The sequence below is a fragment of the Pseudomonas sp. RIT-PI-a genome (genome assembly GCF_001187875.1).
Lineage (GTDB): Bacteria > Pseudomonadota > Gammaproteobacteria > Pseudomonadales > Pseudomonadaceae > Aquipseudomonas > Aquipseudomonas coleopterorum.
Map to the genome: position 1 here is coordinate 148,467 of NZ_LGIR01000003.1, position 17,581 is coordinate 166,047.

The 17,581-nt window shown below is 63.7% G+C and carries 16 protein-coding genes; 9 read left to right on the forward strand and 7 right to left on the reverse strand.

Going from position 1 to position 17,581, the window contains the following annotated elements; all coding sequences use genetic code 11:
* Positions 1 to 186 precede the first annotated feature (186 nt).
* Entirely contained in the window at positions 187 to 1,329 is a 1,143-nt protein-coding gene (locus tag AC788_RS01280; protein WP_049858827.1) for a M14 family metallopeptidase, read from the forward strand.
* A 27-nt stretch (positions 1,330 to 1,356) separates the two neighbouring features.
* The gene (gene zapE / locus AC788_RS01285) at positions 1,357 to 2,460 is read left to right on the forward strand and encodes a cell division protein ZapE (RefSeq protein WP_049858828.1); all 1,104 of its coding nucleotides are present in this window, start codon (positions 1,357 to 1,359) and stop codon (positions 2,458 to 2,460) included.
* A gap of 8 nt (positions 2,461 to 2,468) precedes the next feature.
* Here zapE and AC788_RS01290 read toward each other — a convergent pair whose 3' ends face one another.
* A complete protein-coding gene (locus AC788_RS01290) occupies positions 2,469 to 4,346 on the reverse strand; it encodes a propionyl-CoA synthetase (RefSeq protein ID WP_049858829.1) in 1,878 nt (625 codons plus the stop codon).
* Positions 4,347 to 4,503: 157 nt separating this feature from the next.
* On the opposite strand from AC788_RS01290, the gene AC788_RS01295 reads away from it, so the two are divergent.
* Positions 4,504 to 5,790: a leucine-rich repeat-containing protein kinase family protein gene (locus AC788_RS01295; protein ID WP_049858830.1), complete on the forward strand. Its 1,287-nt coding sequence runs from the start codon at positions 4,504 to 4,506 to the stop codon at positions 5,788 to 5,790.
* Positions 5,791 to 5,992: 202 nt separating this feature from the next.
* Here the strand turns inward: AC788_RS01295 and AC788_RS01300 are convergent, their stop codons facing one another.
* Positions 5,993 to 6,697 carry a YebC/PmpR family DNA-binding transcriptional regulator gene (locus AC788_RS01300; RefSeq protein ID WP_049858831.1) on the reverse strand — a complete coding sequence of 235 codons (705 nt, stop codon included), beginning with the start codon at positions 6,695 to 6,697 and terminating at the stop codon, positions 5,993 to 5,995.
* Between the two features lie 113 nt (positions 6,698 to 6,810).
* Entirely contained in the window at positions 6,811 to 7,362 is a 552-nt protein-coding gene (locus tag AC788_RS01305; RefSeq protein WP_049858832.1) for an NADPH-dependent FMN reductase, read from the reverse strand.
* 175 nt (positions 7,363 to 7,537) lie between these two features.
* Between AC788_RS01305 and AC788_RS01310 the strand changes: the two genes are divergently transcribed.
* On the forward strand, positions 7,538 to 7,747 hold the full coding sequence (locus tag AC788_RS01310) for a hypothetical protein (RefSeq protein WP_043185963.1): 210 nt from the start codon (positions 7,538 to 7,540) through the stop codon (positions 7,745 to 7,747).
* 61 nt (positions 7,748 to 7,808) lie between these two features.
* Positions 7,809 to 8,711: a LysR family transcriptional regulator gene (locus AC788_RS01315; RefSeq protein ID WP_049858833.1), complete on the forward strand. Its 903-nt coding sequence runs from the start codon at positions 7,809 to 7,811 to the stop codon at positions 8,709 to 8,711.
* Here the strand turns inward: AC788_RS01315 and AC788_RS01320 are convergent.
* From AC788_RS01320 to AC788_RS01335, 4 genes are all read right to left on the reverse strand, one after another.
* Positions 8,694 to 9,251: a GNAT family N-acetyltransferase gene (locus AC788_RS01320; protein WP_049858834.1), complete on the reverse strand. Its 558-nt coding sequence runs from the start codon at positions 9,249 to 9,251 to the stop codon at positions 8,694 to 8,696. The genes AC788_RS01315 and AC788_RS01320 overlap by 18 nt on opposite strands.
* 18 nt (positions 9,252 to 9,269) lie before the next feature.
* Complete coding sequence (dnaQ, locus tag AC788_RS01325) at positions 9,270 to 10,001, reverse strand: DNA polymerase III subunit epsilon (protein WP_049858835.1); 732 nt, start codon at positions 9,999 to 10,001, stop codon at positions 9,270 to 9,272.
* Between the two features lie 150 nt (positions 10,002 to 10,151).
* On the reverse strand, positions 10,152 to 10,604 hold the full coding sequence (gene rnhA / locus AC788_RS01330) for a ribonuclease HI (RefSeq protein ID WP_049858836.1): 453 nt from the start codon (positions 10,602 to 10,604) through the stop codon (positions 10,152 to 10,154).
* Positions 10,604 to 11,374, reverse strand: coding sequence for a methyltransferase domain-containing protein (locus tag AC788_RS01335; RefSeq protein WP_049858837.1), 771 nt, complete (start codon positions 11,372 to 11,374; stop codon positions 10,604 to 10,606). The genes rnhA and AC788_RS01335 overlap by 1 nt, the downstream gene beginning before the upstream one ends.
* 81 nt (positions 11,375 to 11,455) lie before the next feature.
* On the opposite strand from AC788_RS01335, the gene gloB reads away from it, so the two are divergent.
* The 4 genes from gloB (at position 11,456) to AC788_RS01355 (ending at position 17,580) form a co-directional block, all read left to right on the forward strand.
* Positions 11,456 to 12,235, forward strand: a complete 780-nt coding sequence (gene gloB / locus AC788_RS01340) for a hydroxyacylglutathione hydrolase (protein WP_049858838.1) — start codon at positions 11,456 to 11,458, stop codon at positions 12,233 to 12,235.
* 99 nt (positions 12,236 to 12,334) lie between these two features.
* Complete coding sequence (locus tag AC788_RS01345; RefSeq protein ID WP_049858839.1) at positions 12,335 to 13,780, forward strand: lytic transglycosylase domain-containing protein; 1,446 nt, start codon at positions 12,335 to 12,337, stop codon at positions 13,778 to 13,780.
* 138 nt (positions 13,781 to 13,918) lie between these two features.
* Complete coding sequence (locus AC788_RS01350) at positions 13,919 to 15,751, forward strand: extracellular solute-binding protein (RefSeq protein WP_049858840.1); 1,833 nt, start codon at positions 13,919 to 13,921, stop codon at positions 15,749 to 15,751.
* Positions 15,748 to 17,580 carry an extracellular solute-binding protein gene (locus AC788_RS01355; protein ID WP_049858841.1) on the forward strand — a complete coding sequence of 611 codons (1,833 nt, stop codon included), beginning with the start codon at positions 15,748 to 15,750 and terminating at the stop codon, positions 17,578 to 17,580. The genes AC788_RS01350 and AC788_RS01355 overlap by 4 nt, the downstream gene beginning before the upstream one ends.
* Position 17,581 lies beyond the last annotated feature (1 nt).

Sequence of the window (17,581 nt, forward strand, 5' to 3'; positions counted from 1 at the left end):
TCGCCTCTGCCCAGCATTGACCCCGAGTTCAAGTTGCACGAACCATCCCTTAACCGGCCTGTCATCGATTCAGCGACATCGCACCTCATTGCGAAAAGCATGAAAGAAGTTCGTGCGCTAGTTGCGGGATGGCCCACTGCTCGGTGTACAGTGGCGGTACAAGAACTCAGGTACAGGAACACAACCGTGACCCGCCCCTCCCCGCAGATCAGTGCCGACTTCGACAGCGGCAACATCGAAGTCATCGACGCACGCGATCCGCTCGACGTGCACCTGGCGATTCGCCCGGACCGTCAGAGCGCGCACTTCCAGTGGTTTCACTTCAAGGCCACAGCGCTGCAGGTTGGCCAACGCTACGAATTCAGGTTGCAGAACGCCGCCCAGTCTTCCTATGGTCACGCCTGGCACGGCTACCATGCCGTAGCCTCCAGCGATCAGAAGCACTGGTTCCGCGTCCCCAGCACGTTCGATGGCCAGGCCCTGCGCTTCGGCCTCGAAGCGCAGAACAGCGACATGTGGTTTGCCTATTTCGAACCTTATAGCCGCGAGCGTCACGACGCCCTGATCGATCGCGCGGTGATGGAGGCCGGTTTGCAGCTGCTTGCCGTGGGCCAAAGCTGCGAGGGGCGGGAAATACCGTTGCTGCGCAAGGGCGATGGTGCGCCGGGCAAGCGTCGGCTGTGGCTGATCGCCCAGCAGCATCCGGGCGAGCACATGGCCCAGTGGTTCATGGAAGGCGTGATCGATCGCCTGCAGGCCAATGATGCCGAGGTCCAGGCGCTGCTGGAGAAGGCCGACGTGTACCTGGTCCCGAACATGAATCCCGATGGCGCCGTGCACGGTCATCTGCGCACCAACGCCCGCGGTCGCGACCTGAACCGCGCCTGGCAGGATTCAAGCGCCGAATACACGCCCGAAGTGTTCTTCGTTCAGCAGCAAATGGACAAGCATGGCGTCGACCTGTTCATCGACGCCCACGGTGACGAAGAAATCCCCTACGTGTTCACCGCCGCCTGCGAAGGCAACCCTGGCTATACCCCACGCATCGCCCAACTGGAACAGACCTTCCGCGACCTGTTGTGCGCCCGTACCCCTGACTTCCAGGCAGTGCACGGCTACACCCGCGACAAGCCGGGCGAGGCCAACATGACCCTGGCCTGCAACAGCGTCGGCGAGCGATTCGACTGCCTGTCGTTGACCCTGGAGATGCCGTTCAAGGATCACGACGACGCACCGGACAGTCATACCGGCTGGAACGGCCAGCGCTCCGCGCGACTGGGCGGCGATGTGCTGAGTGTGCTTGCGCAAATGGTCTCCGGTCTGCGTTGACCCACGGTTCGTCATGGAGCACCCCGATTGACCGCATTACCGTCGCTGCACGCCCTGTACAAACGCCTGTTCAAACCCGAGCCGAAGGCTGAAACCAGCGACGCCGCTGTGGCGTTGCAGACTTGGTTCGACGAGCGGGCCAGGCAATCGGGCTACACCCTCGGTGCCGATCAAACGCGGGTCATCGCCAGCATGGCCGAGCGCATGCCTGCCTTGCTGCAGAGCACGGCAGTGCGCAGTCTGTACCTGCATGGCGCCGTGGGGCGCGGCAAGAGCTGGCTGCTCGATGGCTTGTTCAGGGCGGCTCCTTTGGAAGAAAAACGCCGCCTGCACTTCCACGATTTTTTCGCCCAGTTGCATCAGGGTATGTTCCGCCATCGGCAGGCCGTCGACTCACTGGCTAGCACCCTGGATGAGCTGCTGGAGAACTGCCGTCTGCTGTGTTTCGACGAATTCCATGTGCACGACATCGGCGACGCCATGCTCATCACGCGGCTGTTCAAGGCCCTCTTCGAGCGTGGCATCCTGCTGGTCGTGACCTCCAACTATCCACCCGAAGGCCTGCTGCCCAACCCCCTCTATCACCAGCGTTTCCTGCCCGTTATCGAACTGATCAACGCCCGGATGGATGTACTGGAAGTCGGAGGCGCCACCGATTACCGCAGCCTGTCCCAAGACCGACCGCAACAACGCTTCACCCGCGGCCACTATGTATGGCCCGGAACCCCGGCGCAGCGGGCGCGGCTGCAACTGCCGCCAGCGGATCTGGAGCCGGTGCCGCTGGACGTCGGCAACCGCCAGCTACGCGCGCGCCTGATCGACGACGACCGTGTCCATTTCAATTTCGCCGACCTCTGTGAAGAACCCACGGCGGTCATCGACTACCTGGCGTTGTGCAAACGTTTCGAGCGGTGGAGCATCGACCATCTGCCGCTACTGGACGAGTGTTCGACCGCTGTGCAGCAACGCTTCATCAACCTCATCGACGTGCTGTACGACCAGGACAAGACCTTGATACTGGTCGGCGAACGCCCGCTGGCCGAGAGCCTGGCGGGTTCGGTCATCGACCTGATGCGCACACGCAGCCGACTGGGGCAGTTGATCCTGCTCGATGAACAACTGCCCCGATAACGGCTCGGCTAACGCGCAGCGAGCACCTGGGCGATCTCCTCCAGTATCGCCGGGTCGTCGATGGTCGAGGGGGCGACGAACACTTCCTGCGCGGCAATCTTGCGCAGCACCGCACGCAGAATCTTGCCCGAGCGCGTCTTGGGCAGGCGCTTGACCACCAGCACCCGCTGCAAACACGCCAGCGCGCCAATGGATTCACGTACCTGCGCTACCAGTTGCGTCTGCAGCACGCTGGGGCTCACGTCACTGCCGTCCTTGAGCACCACCAGCGCCAACGGCACTTCGCCCTTGATTTCATCGCTGACGCCGATCACGGCGCACTCGGCCACGTCGGCATGGCGGGCAACCAGGTCTTCCATTTCACCGGTCGACAACCGATGGCCCGAGACGTTGATGACATCGTCGGTGCGCCCCATGATGTGCACATAGCCGTCGGCGTCCAGGTAACCACCGTCGCCGGTGTGGTAGTAGCCGGGGTAGCGTTCCAGGTAGCTTTGCAGGTAGCGCGAATGATCGCCCCACAGGGTCTGGCTGCACCCCGGCGGCAACGGCAGCGCGATGACGATGGCGCCCTGCTCGCCCGGCGCCAGCAGCTCGCCTTGCTCGTCCAGCACCTGCACGTGATAGCCCGGAACCGCCCGGTTGCTCGAACCCACACGCACTGCCGAACCCTCCAGGCCCATGCAGGGCGCGGTCACCGGCCAGCCTGTTTCGGTCTGCCACCAGTGGTCGTGGACCGGCTTGCCGGTCTGCTCTTCCAGCCAGCGGTGAGTACTGGAATCGAGCTTCTCGCCGGCCAGGAACAACTGGCGCAACGAGCTCAGGTCATAGTCGCGCAACAACCGCCCTTCCGGGTCTTCCTTGCGAATCGCGCGCATGGCGGTGGGCGCGCAGAACAGTGCATTGACCCGGTATTGCTCGATCACGCGCCAGTAGCTGCCGGCATCGGGCGTGCGAATCGGCTTGCCCTCATAGAGAATGCTGGTGCAGCCGCACATCAACGGTCCGTAGACGATCAACGAGTGACCCACTACCCAGCCGACGTCGGAAATCCCCCACCAGACATCGCCCGCGCGCATCCCGTAGATGGCGCCCATGGTGAAAGTCAGGGCGACCGCGTTGCCACCGGTTTCACGGACGATGCCCTTGGGTTTGCCGGTGGTGCCGGAGGTGTACATCACGTACAGCGGATCGCCGCTGGCCATGTCCACGGCTGCGACCGGTTCTGCATCCTGCAACTGCGTCTGCCAGTCCAGATCGCGCCCGCTCTGCAGGTGCGCCAGGGCCTGCGGCCGTTGCAGTACCAGCACTTGCTGCGGGGCGTGATGTGCCAGGCTCAGGGCCTTGTCCACCAGGGGCTTGTAGGCAATCACGCGGTCGAATTCCACACCGCAGGAGGCCGTCAGCAGCAGCTTGGGCCGGCAGTCGTCGATGCGCAGCGCCAGCTCGTTGGCGGCAAAGCCACCGAACACCACCGAATGCACCGCGCCGATCCGCGCGCAGGCCAGCATCGCCATGGCCGCCTCGGGCACCATCGGCATGTAGATCACCACGCCATCACCCTTGCCCACGCCCAGGCGAGTGAGCACGCCCGCAAGGCGCGCCACGTGGTCGAGCAGTTCTTGATAGGTAAAGCGTTGCTGGACCCCGGTCACCGGTGAATCGTAGATCAGCGCCGTCTGTGCGCCACGACCGAGTGCCACCTGTCGGTCCAGGCACAGATAGCTGGTATTGAGACGGCCGTCGGCGAACCAGCGGTGGGTGCCGTCTGGCTGTACATCGAGCACGTGCTGCGGAGGGTGCGACCAGGCGACCGACCGGGCCTGTTCTGCCCAGAACCCGGCCGGGTCGGAAATGGAGCGTGCGTACGCTTGCTGATAGTTCATCGATAGCCAACCCTGGATTGTTGTTATTGAAGGGCGAGCATTGAGTATGGCTGGCGTTGGCCGAGCTGCCAGCCGACCAAGGTCGAACGGCGAACGTGGCGTGACGCCCACGAACCGCTATGATGGCCACCGCGATTTCCTTGACGACGGTTGTCCCATGAATACCCTCGAGCTGCTCGAAGCCGGCCAACTGGCTGGCGCCACCCGACTGGACCTGTCCTGCGGCCTGACCGAATTTCCCCAGGCCATCTTCACCCTGGCCGACAGCCTGGAGGTGCTCAACCTCAGCGGCAACGCGCTGACCCGCCTGCCCGATGACCTGCACCGGCTGCACAAGCTCAAGGTGCTGTTCTGCTCGGACAATCCCTTTACCGAATTGCCTGCCTGCATCGGGCGCTGCCCGCAGTTGAGCATGGTGGGCTTCAAGGCCAACCGGATCGAACACGTGCCGGCAGAAGCGCTGCCTGCTCAGTTGCGCTGGCTGATTCTCACCGACAACCGTATCGAACACTTGCCCGAAGCACTGGGCAACTGTCGGCAGATGCAGAAGCTGATGCTCTCGGGCAACCGTCTGCAGGCCTTGCCCGACAGCCTGGCGCAACTCGAAAACCTCGAATTGCTGCGGCTGTCGGCGAACCGTCTGCCAGCCCTGCCCGACTGGCTGCTGCGCCTGCCGCGGCTGGCCTGGCTGGCCTATGCCGGCAACCCGATGAGTGAAGCCTTCACCACACCGCACAGCGAAGGCACGCGCGGACACATCGCCTGGGACGACCTGCGCCTGGACGCGCAGCTGGGGGAAGGCGCTTCGGGGATCATCTACCGCGCCCATCTGGACAGTGGACAGCCGGTGGCCGTGAAGCTGTACAAAGGTGCGATGACCAGCGACGGTTCACCGGTCAACGAAATCAACGCCTGCATGGCCGCGGGTGAGCATCCGCAACTGATCGAGGTACTGGGCCGGCTGAGCGGGCATCCCGACGGTACCGCCGGGCTGGTCATGGCCCTGATCGACCCCTCGTTTGCCAACCTGGCGGGACCACCCAGCCTGGCGTCCTGCACGCGCGACATCTACTCGGCCGATTTCGCCATCGACCGCGATGCGCTGTTGCGCCTTCTGCGGGGTATGGCCGGAGTCGGCGCCCATCTGCATGCGCGCGGGATCAACCACGGTGATTTCTACGCCCACAATGTGCTGTGGCAGGAAAATGGCGAGTGCCTGTTCGGCGATTTCGGCGGCGCCTCGTTCTACCCCGGCGACGGCGGCGAGGTATCGCAGGCACTGGAGCGCATCGAAGTCCGCGCCTTCGGCTTGCTGTTCGAAGAGTTGCTGACGCGTTGCAACGAAGTGGACGACGACCTGTGGGCGCTGCAACGCCAGTGCGTCCAGCCCCAAGTCCTGGCCCGCCCCAGCTTCGCGCAGATCACCCAGCGCCTGGATGCCTGAGTCCAGCCCGACCTACCGCGCCGAACCCGGACGCGGCTCGCGCCGCTGCTACACTGGCGGCGCAAACCCAAGCCCACGGCAGCCGCCGATCCCACGGCGGCGCAAACCCACGCCCACGGCATGAGCCGATCCCTGTAGCAGCGGCGCGAGCCGCGTCGGCGGTACATGCGATCGACCTGATGCACCGCAGGCGCCGATTAAATCAACCGGCCAGGCCTACATAGACGTTCTGCACGTCGTCGTTGCCGTCGATGGCATCCAGGAAATCCTCCACTTCGGCCAGCTGCGCGGCATCGTCCAGGGTCACCGGGTTTTTCGGCACGTAGCCGATCTTCGCCGACACCACGGTGAAACCCTGGCCCGGCAATGCCTTGCAGACAGCGTCCAGATCGGTGGTCTCGGTCAGGAACAGGAACGCGCCCTCGTCGGCCGACTCGACTTCCTGAGCACCGGCTTCGATGGCCGCTTCCTCGGCATCGACATCGGCCGAATCCGGTGTCGCCTCGATCATCCCATAGTGATGGAAATCCCAGGACACCGGACCCTCGGCGCCCAGCGTGCCCTTGCGAAACAGCACGCGAATCTGCGAAACGGTGCGGTTGACGTTGTCGGTCAGGCACTCGACGATCACCGGCACCTGGTGCGGCGCAAAGCCTTCATACTTGACCAGCGTGTAGTTGACCGCATCGTCGCCCACGCCGGCGCCTTTCTTGATGGCACGTTCCAGCGTCTCGCGGGTCATCGAGGCCTTCTTGGCCTGTTCGATCACCAATCGCAGGCGGGCATTGATGTCCGGATCGGTACCGGAACGTGCCGCGATCGAAATTTCCTTGGACAGCTTGCCGAAGATACGCCCCTTGGCGTTGGCTGCTGCTTCACGATGTTTAGCTTTCCACTGTGCGCCCATTTACCCGCTCTCTTGTTCGCTTGACCCATGCGCGGGCGACTGCTGCCCGCGCGTTGCGGCGCAGTTTACCTGCCCGCCGGGAGCGGATCGACCAAAATCCGCCGGACCCGCCATCACGCCACGCGTTCAACCCAGCGCCCGAACGCATCGATGAAACCCTGCAGGAATGGCCGGCTCTTCTCCACCACCTGCCCGTTCTCGTCGAACAGGCCACCGGCGTGCCCCAGGTACGCTTCGGGCTGCTGCATCATCGCCACGTCGAGAAACACCATGCACTGACGCAGATGCTGGTTGGCCCCGAAACCACCGACGGCGCCGGGCGAGACGCTCATCACCGCGCCTGGTTTGCCGGTGAAGTGGCTCTGGCCATAGGGGCGCGAACCCACGTCGATCGCGTTCTTCAACGGCGCCGGCACCGAGCGGTTGTACTCGGGCGTGACGAACAGCACGGCATCGGCTTCGCCCAGCGCCTGGCGAAAGGTGTTATAAGCAGCGGGGGGCGTGACATCGATGTCTTCGTTGTAGAGCGGCAGATCGCCGATTTCGACGATCTTCAGCGCCAGGTTGTCAGGCGCCAAGGCCTGCAGTGCCAGAGCCACCTTGCGGTTGATGGAATCCTTCCTGAGGCTGCCGACCAGTACCGCAACCGAATAGACCTTGCTCATGTCGTTACCCTCGTAGTGGATTGATCGAGGGGTAGTTATAGATGACTTGGCCCGGTTTGTCCGCCACCAGTCCGGAACCCGCACTATTTTTCCTCGCTGGCAAAACTACCTGAATAAACAGAGGTCTACAGTGCCAGCGAGATACATGCAAAATTCTTCAGAGGTTGGAAATAAAATGGCTGCAGTGCTGGTTGGGCAATTTCATGCACGCGATGCGGAAGGTCGCATCTACCCGGTGCATGAGTTTCAGGAATCGACCCCGGCGGTCGAAGGCAGCGCGCCGACTTCCACCTACAAGCTGGCCATCGGCGATCGCGTCAATCACCTGGGCGAAGACCGTTTTCAACTGGTGCAGAGCGGCGTGGAAATCATCCGAATCCCTTGATCGTCCGTGCACCGATTTGCGTTAGCATACCCGCCGAACCCTTAGCTGGTACGGACTGCGCATGAGACTGCGCCACATCGAAATCATCCAGGCGCTCTGCCAGACCGGCGAACTCAAGAGCGCCGCGCAGATGCTCGATATCTCCACGCAAACCCTGGAGCAGACCCTGCACGATGCCGAACGGCAACTGGGGTTTCTGCTGTTCGCACGGGTTCGCGGCCATTTCCAGCCTACGCCGGAAACCCTGCGCATGCAGGCCGACATCGCCGCGGTGCAGACTCAGGTCGAACGTTTGCAACGCCTGGCCGACGGTTTGCGCGAGCGCCAGGACCCTGGTTTGCATGTGGTCTGCACGGCGTCCCTGGCTCACCATCTGTTGCCGCAGAGCATCGCGACCCTGCGCCGACGCTTCCGTGAAACGCCATGCATCCTGGGAGTCCAGAACACCGACGAGATGGTGCGTAGCCTACTGCTGCACCAGACCGATGTCGGCCTCAGCCTGCACTGCCCCCAGCATCCCTCCATCAGCAGTCAGGTCCTGGCCGAGGGCAAGGTGCAGCTTCTGGCGCCACAGGGATGGCTTTCTCCCAAGCATCGCTACATCGCGCTGCATGAGCTGGCGGGACAGGCGATGATCGGCCTGGAAGGGGAAGATCCGCTGAGCCTGGTGCTGGAGCACAAGCTGCAATCGCTCAATCCGCCGCCGCGAATCCACACGCGGGTGCAGACCTATCCGCTGATGCGCAGCATGGTCGCAGCCGGCGAAGGCCTGGCCATCGTCGACCCGTTCACTGCGGCAGACGCGCGTGATCAGGGGCTGGACACCTGCCCATTGTCACCCGCCGTACCGGTGACCTTGTACGCCCTCACGCGCAACGCAGGGTCGAGCTCGGCAGCCGAGAAGACCCTGCTCGAAATCATCGCCCACAATGCCCAGGCGTTGCTCTCACCCGTCCGCGAATAGCCGATACCAGAACAGCGCTGTCTCATGGCTGGCCGCATCGATCGCCTGATAACGCAGGTAGTCGATGCCACCCAGCCGGAAACCGCAGCGCTCGTACAGACGACAGGCCGGCAGGTTATTGTTCTGGGTTTCCAGCATGACGCCCGGCAGGCCTTGCTTCACGGCCCAGAATCGCACCACGTCCAGCAGCGACCTGGCCACACCCAAGCCGCGTGCCGAGGCATCCACGGCCAGCTCGTCGACATAGGCGAGGTTGTTCCAGTGCCGACTGACCACCACATGACCGACCGCTTTCTCACCCAGCCAGGCCATGAAGATGGCGCCACCAGTGTCGGGCTCGCGATAACGGGCGAACTCGGCCGGATCGATGCCATAGTCCTTGCGATAGGCCCGTATGGACCTCAGGGGCCAATCGGCTACCGGTCGATTGAACTCGGGCGAGGCGTAGCCAGACACCTGGGCACTGAAATCGGCACCCAGTACATAGTCGTCGAAGCTGGCGTCGGCCAGTCGGATGCACACTTGCGCAGAGAACGTCACCGAGTGCGCCGAGGTGGCCTATGAGCCCAGTTGCGTCCAGAGCGCATCGGCTCCGGCGGCTTTGGCGATGATCTGCAGGCGCGCCATGTGCTCGTCGAGCTCGGCCTGACTGGCGCGGATGACAGCCGTCTGCCGACGGTCCGCAGGCAGGCGACGGATCTCGCTGCCCTGCTTGCTGCTGCTGTCGCCATCGCTGGCGTTGCCGGCCAGCGACAGGCTGGTCTGCCCCCCGGTCATGGCCAGGTAGACGTCCGCAAGGATCTCCGAGTCGAGCAAAGCGCCGTGCAGTTCGCGTCCGGAGTTGTCGATGCCGTAGCGCTTGCACAGCGCGTCGAGGCTGTTGCGCTGCCCCGGATGACGCTCACGCGCCATGGCCAGGCTGTCGATCACCGTGCAGTACTCGGCAATGTTGGCCCGCTCGGGCATGCCGGCGATCTTGAATTCGTTGTTCAGGAAGCCGACGTCGAAGGTCGCGTTGTGCGCGATGATCTGCGCGCCCTGGATGAACTCGTAGAATTCGTCGGCGACCTCGGCGAAACGGGGCTTGCCGACCAGAAACTCGTCAGTGATGCCGTGCACGCCAATGGCGCCCTCGTCACTGGGTCGGTCCGGCTGCACGTAGACGTGAAAGTTGCGCCCGGTCAACCGGCGTCCCATCAATTCGACGCAGCCGATCTCGATCACGCGATGGCCATCGGTGACCGGCATACCGGTGGTTTCGGTGTCGAATACTACGGAACGAACGGCCATGGGCAAAAACTCTCGAGCGGGTAAGCGGAAATCGGGGGTAAAACGAAGAGCTGTTGGTTCGAGAAGATCGAACCGCAGGCGGTGAAACTCTAGCACAGCACGGCAGGCGCTCCCAGCGACCTGCCTTGGGCTGCCTGACCGACTGCCTGGCTACGCCTGACGCATGCCCCGCACTTCATCGACCCCGCGGTTGGCCAGGTCATCGGCGCGCTCGTTGCCCGGATGGCCATTGTGCCCGCGGACCCACTGCCATTTCACTTCATGACGATTGACCTGTTCATCGAGCTGCTGCCAAAGGTCAGCGTTCTTGACCGGCTGCTTGGCGGCGGTCTTCCAACCGCGTTTCTTCCAGTTGACCATCCACTCGTTGATGCCTTTCATCACGTATTCGGAGTCGGTCACCAGCAGGACACTGCAGCCACGCTTGAGCTCCTGCAGGCCGCGAATGGCAGCGGTCAGCTCCATGCGGTTGTTGGTCGTGGTGCTTTCGCCGCCCCACAACTCTTTCTCCACGCCCTTGCACACCAGCAACGCACCCCAGCCACCCGGGCCCGGATTGCCCTTGCAGGCGCCGTCGGTGAAGATTTCCACAGTGTCAATCATCAGGCTTTTCCATCGATGTTCGGATTGTCTCGGTTGACCTTGGCCATTGGCAGCGGCAACAGCTTGCCCATGGGCTCGCGGCGTTGCTGCACCAGTGGCCGCAGCCCCACCACCATCTTGCGCGCGACCAATATATAGAAGCCTCCGCCGCCGCTCTGCCACTTGCCGGCAACCCGCTCCAGACCGGCGAGACGCGCCTGCCAGCTGGGCGAAGCAAGCGGCGGACGATAACACCCGAACCGGCGTTTCTCCAGCCCGAAGCCCAGCAGGTTCAGCCAGTCGGCGACCCGCGAGGCGGAGAAACAGCGGGCCTTGTGCAGGGCGTCCTTGGCGAACACCCGCCGTGCGCCCCACGCGCTCCACGGGTTGATGCCGACGATCAGCAGGTGCCCGCCTGGCCGTACCGCGCTGGCCGCCTCGCGCAGCAGGCCATGGGGCGACAGGCTGAAATCCAGCCCGTGCTGCAGCACCACGACGTCGGCGGCGTGTTCGCCCAGAGGCCAGGCCTGTTCCTCGCAGACGATCTCGACCCCTGGAAACGGCGCGCCCATGCGCACGTTGCGGTGGATCTGCCCGGCCACCGGTGGCGGCTCGGCGCTGGGGCCGTAGTGCACCAGGTAGCCACCGAAGAAACGCGCCAGCTCTTCCTCGAGCAGGCGCTGCTCCTCACGCAGCAGCAACTGGCCATGCGGCCCGGCGAACCACTCGCGGGCCTGGCCGATCAGGTCCAGCCACTGTGGGTCGGCCTGGGCAAAGGCGGTATCGGTCATGACGATCTCCCACGCTGAGGTTCACCTAATGCCGACGCAGCACTAAGATGGACCATTAATCGAAATCAAGCGAACCGAGCCATGATACAGATTCAAGCGCTGAACGCTTTCTCCGACAACTACATCTGGTTGTTACAAGACACTGCGGCGGGCGAATGTGCAGTGGTCGATCCGGGCGACGCCGGGCCGGTCGAGCGATGGCTGGACGCCCACCCCGACATGCGCCTGACCGACATCCTCATCACCCATCACCACAATGATCATGTGGGCGGCGTCGAGGCGCTCAAGCGCCGCACCGGTGCCCAGGTCAGCGGGCCCGCCCAGGAATCGATACCGGACCGCGACCGCGCGCTGCACGACGGCGACACCCTGGACGTGCTCGGCCTGCACCTGCAGGTGCACGACGTACCGGGGCACACGGCAGGCCACATCGCCTTCTATCACGCCAGCGATACCCAGCCCCTGCTGTTTCCGGGCGACACGCTGTTCGCCGCTGGCTGCGGTCGCCTGTTCGAAGGCACGCCGCAGCAGATGCACGCCTCGCTGTCGCGCCTGGCCCAACTGCCCGACGACACTCAGGTCTACAGTGCCCACGAGTACACCCTGAGCAACCTGAAATTCGCCTTGGCGGTCGAGCCCGGCAATCCCGACATCGCTCAACGGCTGCAAGAGGTCACCGCGTTGCGTGAGCGCAACGCTATCACCCTGCCCACTTCGATCGGCCTGGAAAAGCGTACGAACCCTTTTCTGCGGGTCGCTGAAACATCCGTTAAACAAAAAGCGGACGAACGGGCCGGAACGGCTCATGGCACGGCGCAGGCGGTGTTCGCAACCTTACGTAGTTGGAAAGATAAGTTCTGAAGGCCGCTGATTTGTGTCGGAAATTTCTCAAAGGTTGACCGACCTTCGGTCACTTTCTAGAATCGCCCGACATTTTCGCGCGGAACTATCCTCCAGCCAATGTCGTCATCCATACGCACAACCATCAAGTCCGACGCATTGACGCGACTGGCCCAAGCGATCGCGGTCACCCTGTGCGCCGGTCTGGCCGGTTGCCAGAGCACGGCGAGCGTCTCTTCAGGCACTGGCCAGGACGCCCGCCCCCATGCGCTGACCGCCCACGTGCGGCCCAAGCCGATCTTCGTCAACCAGGCCCAGGCCAAGAAGGCCCCGCACGACGTGTGGGAGCGCATTCGCGACGGTTTCCAGCTGCAAGACAGCATTGCCATGAACCCGCGCGTCGAGCAGCAGCGTCTGTGGTTCGTCAGCAACCCGTCGTTCCTGGAAAGCGCCAGCGGTCGCGGCAGCCTGTACATGCACTACATCGTCGAGCGACTGGAAGAACGCGACATGCCGTTGGAGCTGGCCTTGCTGCCAGTCATCGAAAGCGCGTTCAACCCTATGGCCTACTCGCGCTCCGATGCCTCCGGACTGTGGCAGTTCATCCCCTCCACAGGTCGCTACTTCAACCTGCGCCAGACCAATTTCTACGACGGCCGTCGCGATGTCACCGCCTCCACCGGCGCGGCATTGGACTACCTGAGCAAGCTGCACGAGATGTTCAACGGCGACTGGCTGCTGGCCCTGGCGGCCTACAACGCCGGCGAAGGTACGGTCAGCCGGGCCATGGAGCGCAACGACAAACTGGGCCTGCCCACCGATTACTGGAACCTGCCCCTGCCGCAGGAAACCCGTGACTACGTGCCCAAGCTGCTGGCCCTGGCCGAACTGGTGCAGTCGCCCCAGGCCTACGGTGTGAACCTCAACCCGATCGCCAACCAACCGTACTTCGATGTGGTGGAGGTCAACCAGCGCGTCGACCTGTCCCGCGTCGCGGCACTGGCCGGCATCGACGAAGACGAGATGTTCCAGCTCAACCCGGCGTTCAAGAAGCGCGTAACCATGGAGCCCACCCAGCACCTGCTGGTGCCCACGGCCAAGGCACAATTGCTGACCGCTAGCCTGTCGAACATGAAGCCCGAAGAACTGCTGACCCTGGCGCCCGCCCAGCGAGTGTTCGACGAAGTGGCAGTGGTGCAGCCCAGCCGGCCCAAGTCGTACACCGTGCGCCGCGGCGACAACCTGGCGTCGATCGCCAAGGCAAACAAGGTCGACACCCGTGACCTGCAGCGCTGGAACCGCCTGACCGGCAAGAACCTCAAGGTTGGTCAGACCCTGGTGATGCAGGCCGAGACACAAGCCAAAGGTCGGGTGGTAGCCAAGGCTGGGTCGGCCGCCAGCGATGCGCAGAAAACCACCACCTACAAGGTGCGCAAGGGCGATTCGCTGTACTTGGTCGCCAAGCGCTTCAATGTCGAGATGCAGCACCTCAAGCGCTGGAATCCGCGCAGCGGACACGCGCTCAAGCCCGGCCAGACCCTCACGGTCTACCTGAACCGTCGCTGAGTGCGCCTGACCCCGCAACGATCCGCCCTGGCGGACGTTGCAGGGCCAGCCGAATGCCACCACCACTCTTCTTCCTGCTAAGACAAACTGTTACTGTAAGCGCAACAAAGTCATTGCCGACCGGTTCGGATTCATGAATTGATGCGTCCCCTCCTTCTCAGCCTGCTGGGCCTTGCGTTGAGCACCTGTGCCAACGCGACGATCACCCAGAGCCATGGCTATGCGCAATTCGGATCGCTCAAATACCCGGCTCGCTTCAGCCACTTCGATTGGGTCAACGCCGACGCTCCCAAGGGCGGCACCTTGCGCACCATGGCCTTCGGCACCTTCGACACGCTCAACCCCTACACCTTCAAGGGCATCAGCCCGGTCCAGACCGCCAACTTCCTGCAGTACGGCATCAACGAGCTGAACGAGCCGTTGATGGTCGGCACCGGGCAATACGCGCCTTCGGGTGATGAACCCACCTCCAGCTACGGCCTCATTGCCCAATCGGTGGAATACAACGAAAGCCGCAGCTGGGTCGTGTTCAACCTCAGGCCGCAGGCGCGCTTCAACGATGGCCATCCGATCACCACCGCGGACGTGGCGTTCTCCTACCGAACGCTGTTGAGCCAGGGTCATCCGATGTACCGGACCAACCTGCAGGAAGTGCTGCGGGTCGATGTGCTGAGCCCCACGCGGATCCGCTTCGTGTTCAAGCGTTCGGGCAACCCGCTGCTGATCCTGCGCCTGGGCGAGTTGCCGATCCTGCCCAAGCACTACTGGCAAGGTCGGGACTTCCAGGCCACCACCTTCGAGGTGCCGGTGAACAGCGGCCCGTATCGGATCACCCAGGTGGTGCCGGGCAGAAGGCTGGTGCTGGAGCGGGATCGCAACTGGTGGGGCAAGGACCTGCCGGTCAATCGCGGCAAGTACAACTTCGACCGCATGGAAGTGGAGTTCTACCGGGACAGCGACGTAGCCTTCGAAGCGTTCAAGGCGGGCGAGTTCGACATCTACATCGAGCACCAGGCCAAGAACTGGACCAACGGCTACGACTTTCCAGCCGTGCGCCGCGGCGACGTGATCAAGGCGCAGATCCCCCACAAGATCCCGACGCAGACCCAGGGCCTGTTCTTCAATACCCGTCGCCCGGCCTATAGCGATCCACGCGTGCGCGAGGCGCTGGGCCTGCTGCTGGATTTCGAATGGACCAACCGCGCCCTGTTCAGCGGCGCCTATCGGCGCACCGAAAGCTACTACCCCAACAGTGAATTCGCCGCCACCGGCCTGCCCAGCGGCAAGGAACGTCTGCTGTTGTCTGCGTACAAAAGCGCGCTGAGCCCGGCCTTGTTCCTTGAGGCGCCAAGCATGCCCGCCACCGACGGCAACGGCATTCCCCGGGCCACGCTGCGCCAGGCACTGCACCTGCTTGGCGAGGCCGGCTGGACGTTGCAGGGCGACCGCCTGCGCAATGCCGCGGGGCAGCCGCTGCGCCTGGAGATCCTGCTGGTCAATTCCAATCTGGAGCGCATCCTGGGCCCCTATGTCGCCAACCTGGCCAGCATCGGCGTGCAGGCCAACCTGCGCAGCGTGGACCGCGCGCAGTACAAGCAGCGCTTGGACCAGTTCGATTTCGACATGATCTCGCTGACCCTGCCGCAGACCCTGAGTCCGGGGCTCGAGCAATGGCAGTACTTTCACTCCAGCCAGGCCGCCGTGCGCGGCAGCAAGAATTACGCAGGCATCGCCAACCCGGTGGTCGACCGTCTGCTCGAACAGTTGCTCGCCGCCCAGAGCCGCGACGACCAGGTGGCCGCCGCCAGGGCGCTCGACCGCGTGCTCCTGTCGCAGCACTACATGGTTGCCAACTGGTACCTGGACTACCACCGCCTGGCGTACCGCAGCCGGTTGGCCTTCGTCACCACCCCGCCGTACACCCTGGGCCTGAGTGCCTGGTGGATCAAGCCTACGGAGAAGATTCGATGATGCCCTTACGTGCCCTGAGCAAGGCCCTGAGCGCTGTCGCGCTGTGCATCGCCGCCAGCGTGGCGCACGCCGCGCCGCAGCATGCACTCACGCTGTACGACGAAGCGCCCAAATACCCTGCGGACTTCAAGCACTATGACTACGTGAACCCCGACGCCCCCAAGGGCGGCACCTTTCGCCAGAAAGGCGTGGGCAGCTTCGACAGCCTCAACCCCTTCATCAGCAAGGGCGTGCCCGCCGACGACATAGACCTGATCTACGACACCCTGGCGCGGCGGAGTCTGGACGAGCCCTTCACCGAGTACGGCCTGGTGGCCGGCCGCATCGAGAAAGCTCCGGACAACAGTTGGGTGCGCTTCTACCTGCGTCCCGAGGCGCGTTTCCACGATGGTCAGCCCATGCGCGCCGAAGACGTCGTGTTCAGTTTCCAGACCCTGATGCAAAGCGGCTCGCCGCTCTACCGAGGCTACTACGCCGATGTCGCCGATGTCGTCGCCGAAGACCCGCTGCGGGTTCTGTTCAAGTTCAAGCACAGCAACAACCGGGAACTGCCGCTGATCCTCGGTCAGCTGCCGGTACTGCCCAAGCATTTCTGGCAGGGCCGAGACTTCACCAAGGGCAGCCTGGACATCCCCCTGGGCAGTGGTCCCTACAAGGTTGCCGAGGTCAAGGCGGGCCGCTCGATACGCTACGAGCGGGTCAAGGACTACTGGGCCCGCGACCTGCCGATGAACCGCGGGCTGTTCAACTTCGATGTGCTCGATATCGAGTACTACCGCGACAGCACTGTGGCCCTGCAAGCCGGCAAGGCCGGGCAATTCGACTTCTGGCTGGAAAGCAGTGCGAAGAACTGGGCCACCGCCTACGACATCCCGGCGGTTCGCGAGAAACGCCTGTTGCGCGAGGAAATCCCCAACGGCAACCCGACCGGCATGCAGGGCTTCGTCTTCAACCTGCGCAAGCCGCTGTTCCAGGACGTGCGCGTGCGCGAGGCTCTGGCGTTGGTGTTCGATTTCGAGTGGACCAACAAGCAACTGTTCAACGGCGCCTACCTGCGCACCGACAGCTATTTCGAGAACTCCGAGATGGCGGCTTCCGGCCTGCCCAGCCCGGCCGAACTGAACATCCTCGAACCGCTGCGCGGACAGATTCCCGAACGTGTCTTCGATACGCCGTTCAGCAACCCGGTCACCGACGCCAGCGGCATGCTGCGCGAGCAGCAACGCCAAGCCTACAAACTGCTGCAGGAGGCCGGCTGGCGCATCGTCGACGACAAGATGGTGGATGCCCAGGGCACACCGGTGAAGATCGAGTTCCTGCTGACCCAGGCCGACTTCGACCGGGTGCTGTTGCCCTACAAGCGCAACCTGGCGGATCTGGGCATCGAACTGGTGATCCGGCGTGTCGATGTCTCGCAATACGTCACCCGGGTTCGCTCGCGCGACTTCGACATGATGGTCGGCAGCTTCGCCCAGTCCACCTCGCCCGGCAACGAGCAGCGCGAGTACTGGGCCAGCTCCAGTGCCGACAAGCCGGGCAGCCGCAACTTCATGGGCCTCAAGGACCCGGCCATCGACAGCCTGGTGGAGAGCCTGATCAATGCCTCCTCGCGCCAGGACCTGATCGACCACACCCGCGCCCTGGACCGGGTACTGCTCTGGGGCCACTACGTAGTCCCCAACTGGCACATCAAGACCTGGCGCGTGGCGTACTGGAACCACATCGGCCACCCCGCCATCACGCCGCGCTACGACATCGGCGTGGAAACCTGGTGGAGCAAGCCCCAGGCCACGCCTGCGGTCACCACCACGCCTTCAGGGACGCCATAAG

Bases quoted from the DNA above. Each gene is read 5' to 3' on its own strand.
- AC788_RS01355 (WP_049858841.1), top strand. From the start codon at position 15,748: ATGATGCCCTTACGTGCCCTGAGCAAGGCCCTGAGCGCTGTCGCGCTG.
- AC788_RS01335 (WP_049858837.1), bottom strand. From the start codon at position 11,374: ATGACCGATACCGCCTTTGCCCAGGCCGACCCACAGTGGCTGGACCTG.
- AC788_RS01315 (WP_049858833.1), top strand. From the start codon at position 7,809: ATGAGACTGCGCCACATCGAAATCATCCAGGCGCTCTGCCAGACCGGC.
- AC788_RS01345 (WP_049858839.1), top strand. From the start codon at position 12,335: ATGTCGTCATCCATACGCACAACCATCAAGTCCGACGCATTGACGCGA.
- rnhA (WP_049858836.1), bottom strand. From the start codon at position 10,604: ATGATTGACACTGTGGAAATCTTCACCGACGGCGCCTGCAAGGGCAAT.
- AC788_RS01305 (WP_049858832.1), bottom strand. From the start codon at position 7,362: ATGAGCAAGGTCTATTCGGTTGCGGTACTGGTCGGCAGCCTCAGGAAG.
- gloB (WP_049858838.1), top strand. From the start codon at position 11,456: ATGATACAGATTCAAGCGCTGAACGCTTTCTCCGACAACTACATCTGG.
- AC788_RS01295 (WP_049858830.1), top strand. From the start codon at position 4,504: ATGAATACCCTCGAGCTGCTCGAAGCCGGCCAACTGGCTGGCGCCACC.
- dnaQ (WP_049858835.1), bottom strand. From the start codon at position 10,001: ATGGCCGTTCGTTCCGTAGTATTCGACACCGAAACCACCGGTATGCCG.
- AC788_RS01300 (WP_049858831.1), bottom strand. From the start codon at position 6,697: ATGGGCGCACAGTGGAAAGCTAAACATCGTGAAGCAGCAGCCAACGCC.
- AC788_RS01310 (WP_043185963.1), top strand. From the start codon at position 7,538: ATGGCTGCAGTGCTGGTTGGGCAATTTCATGCACGCGATGCGGAAGGT.
- AC788_RS01290 (WP_049858829.1), bottom strand. From the start codon at position 4,346: ATGAACTATCAGCAAGCGTACGCACGCTCCATTTCCGACCCGGCCGGG.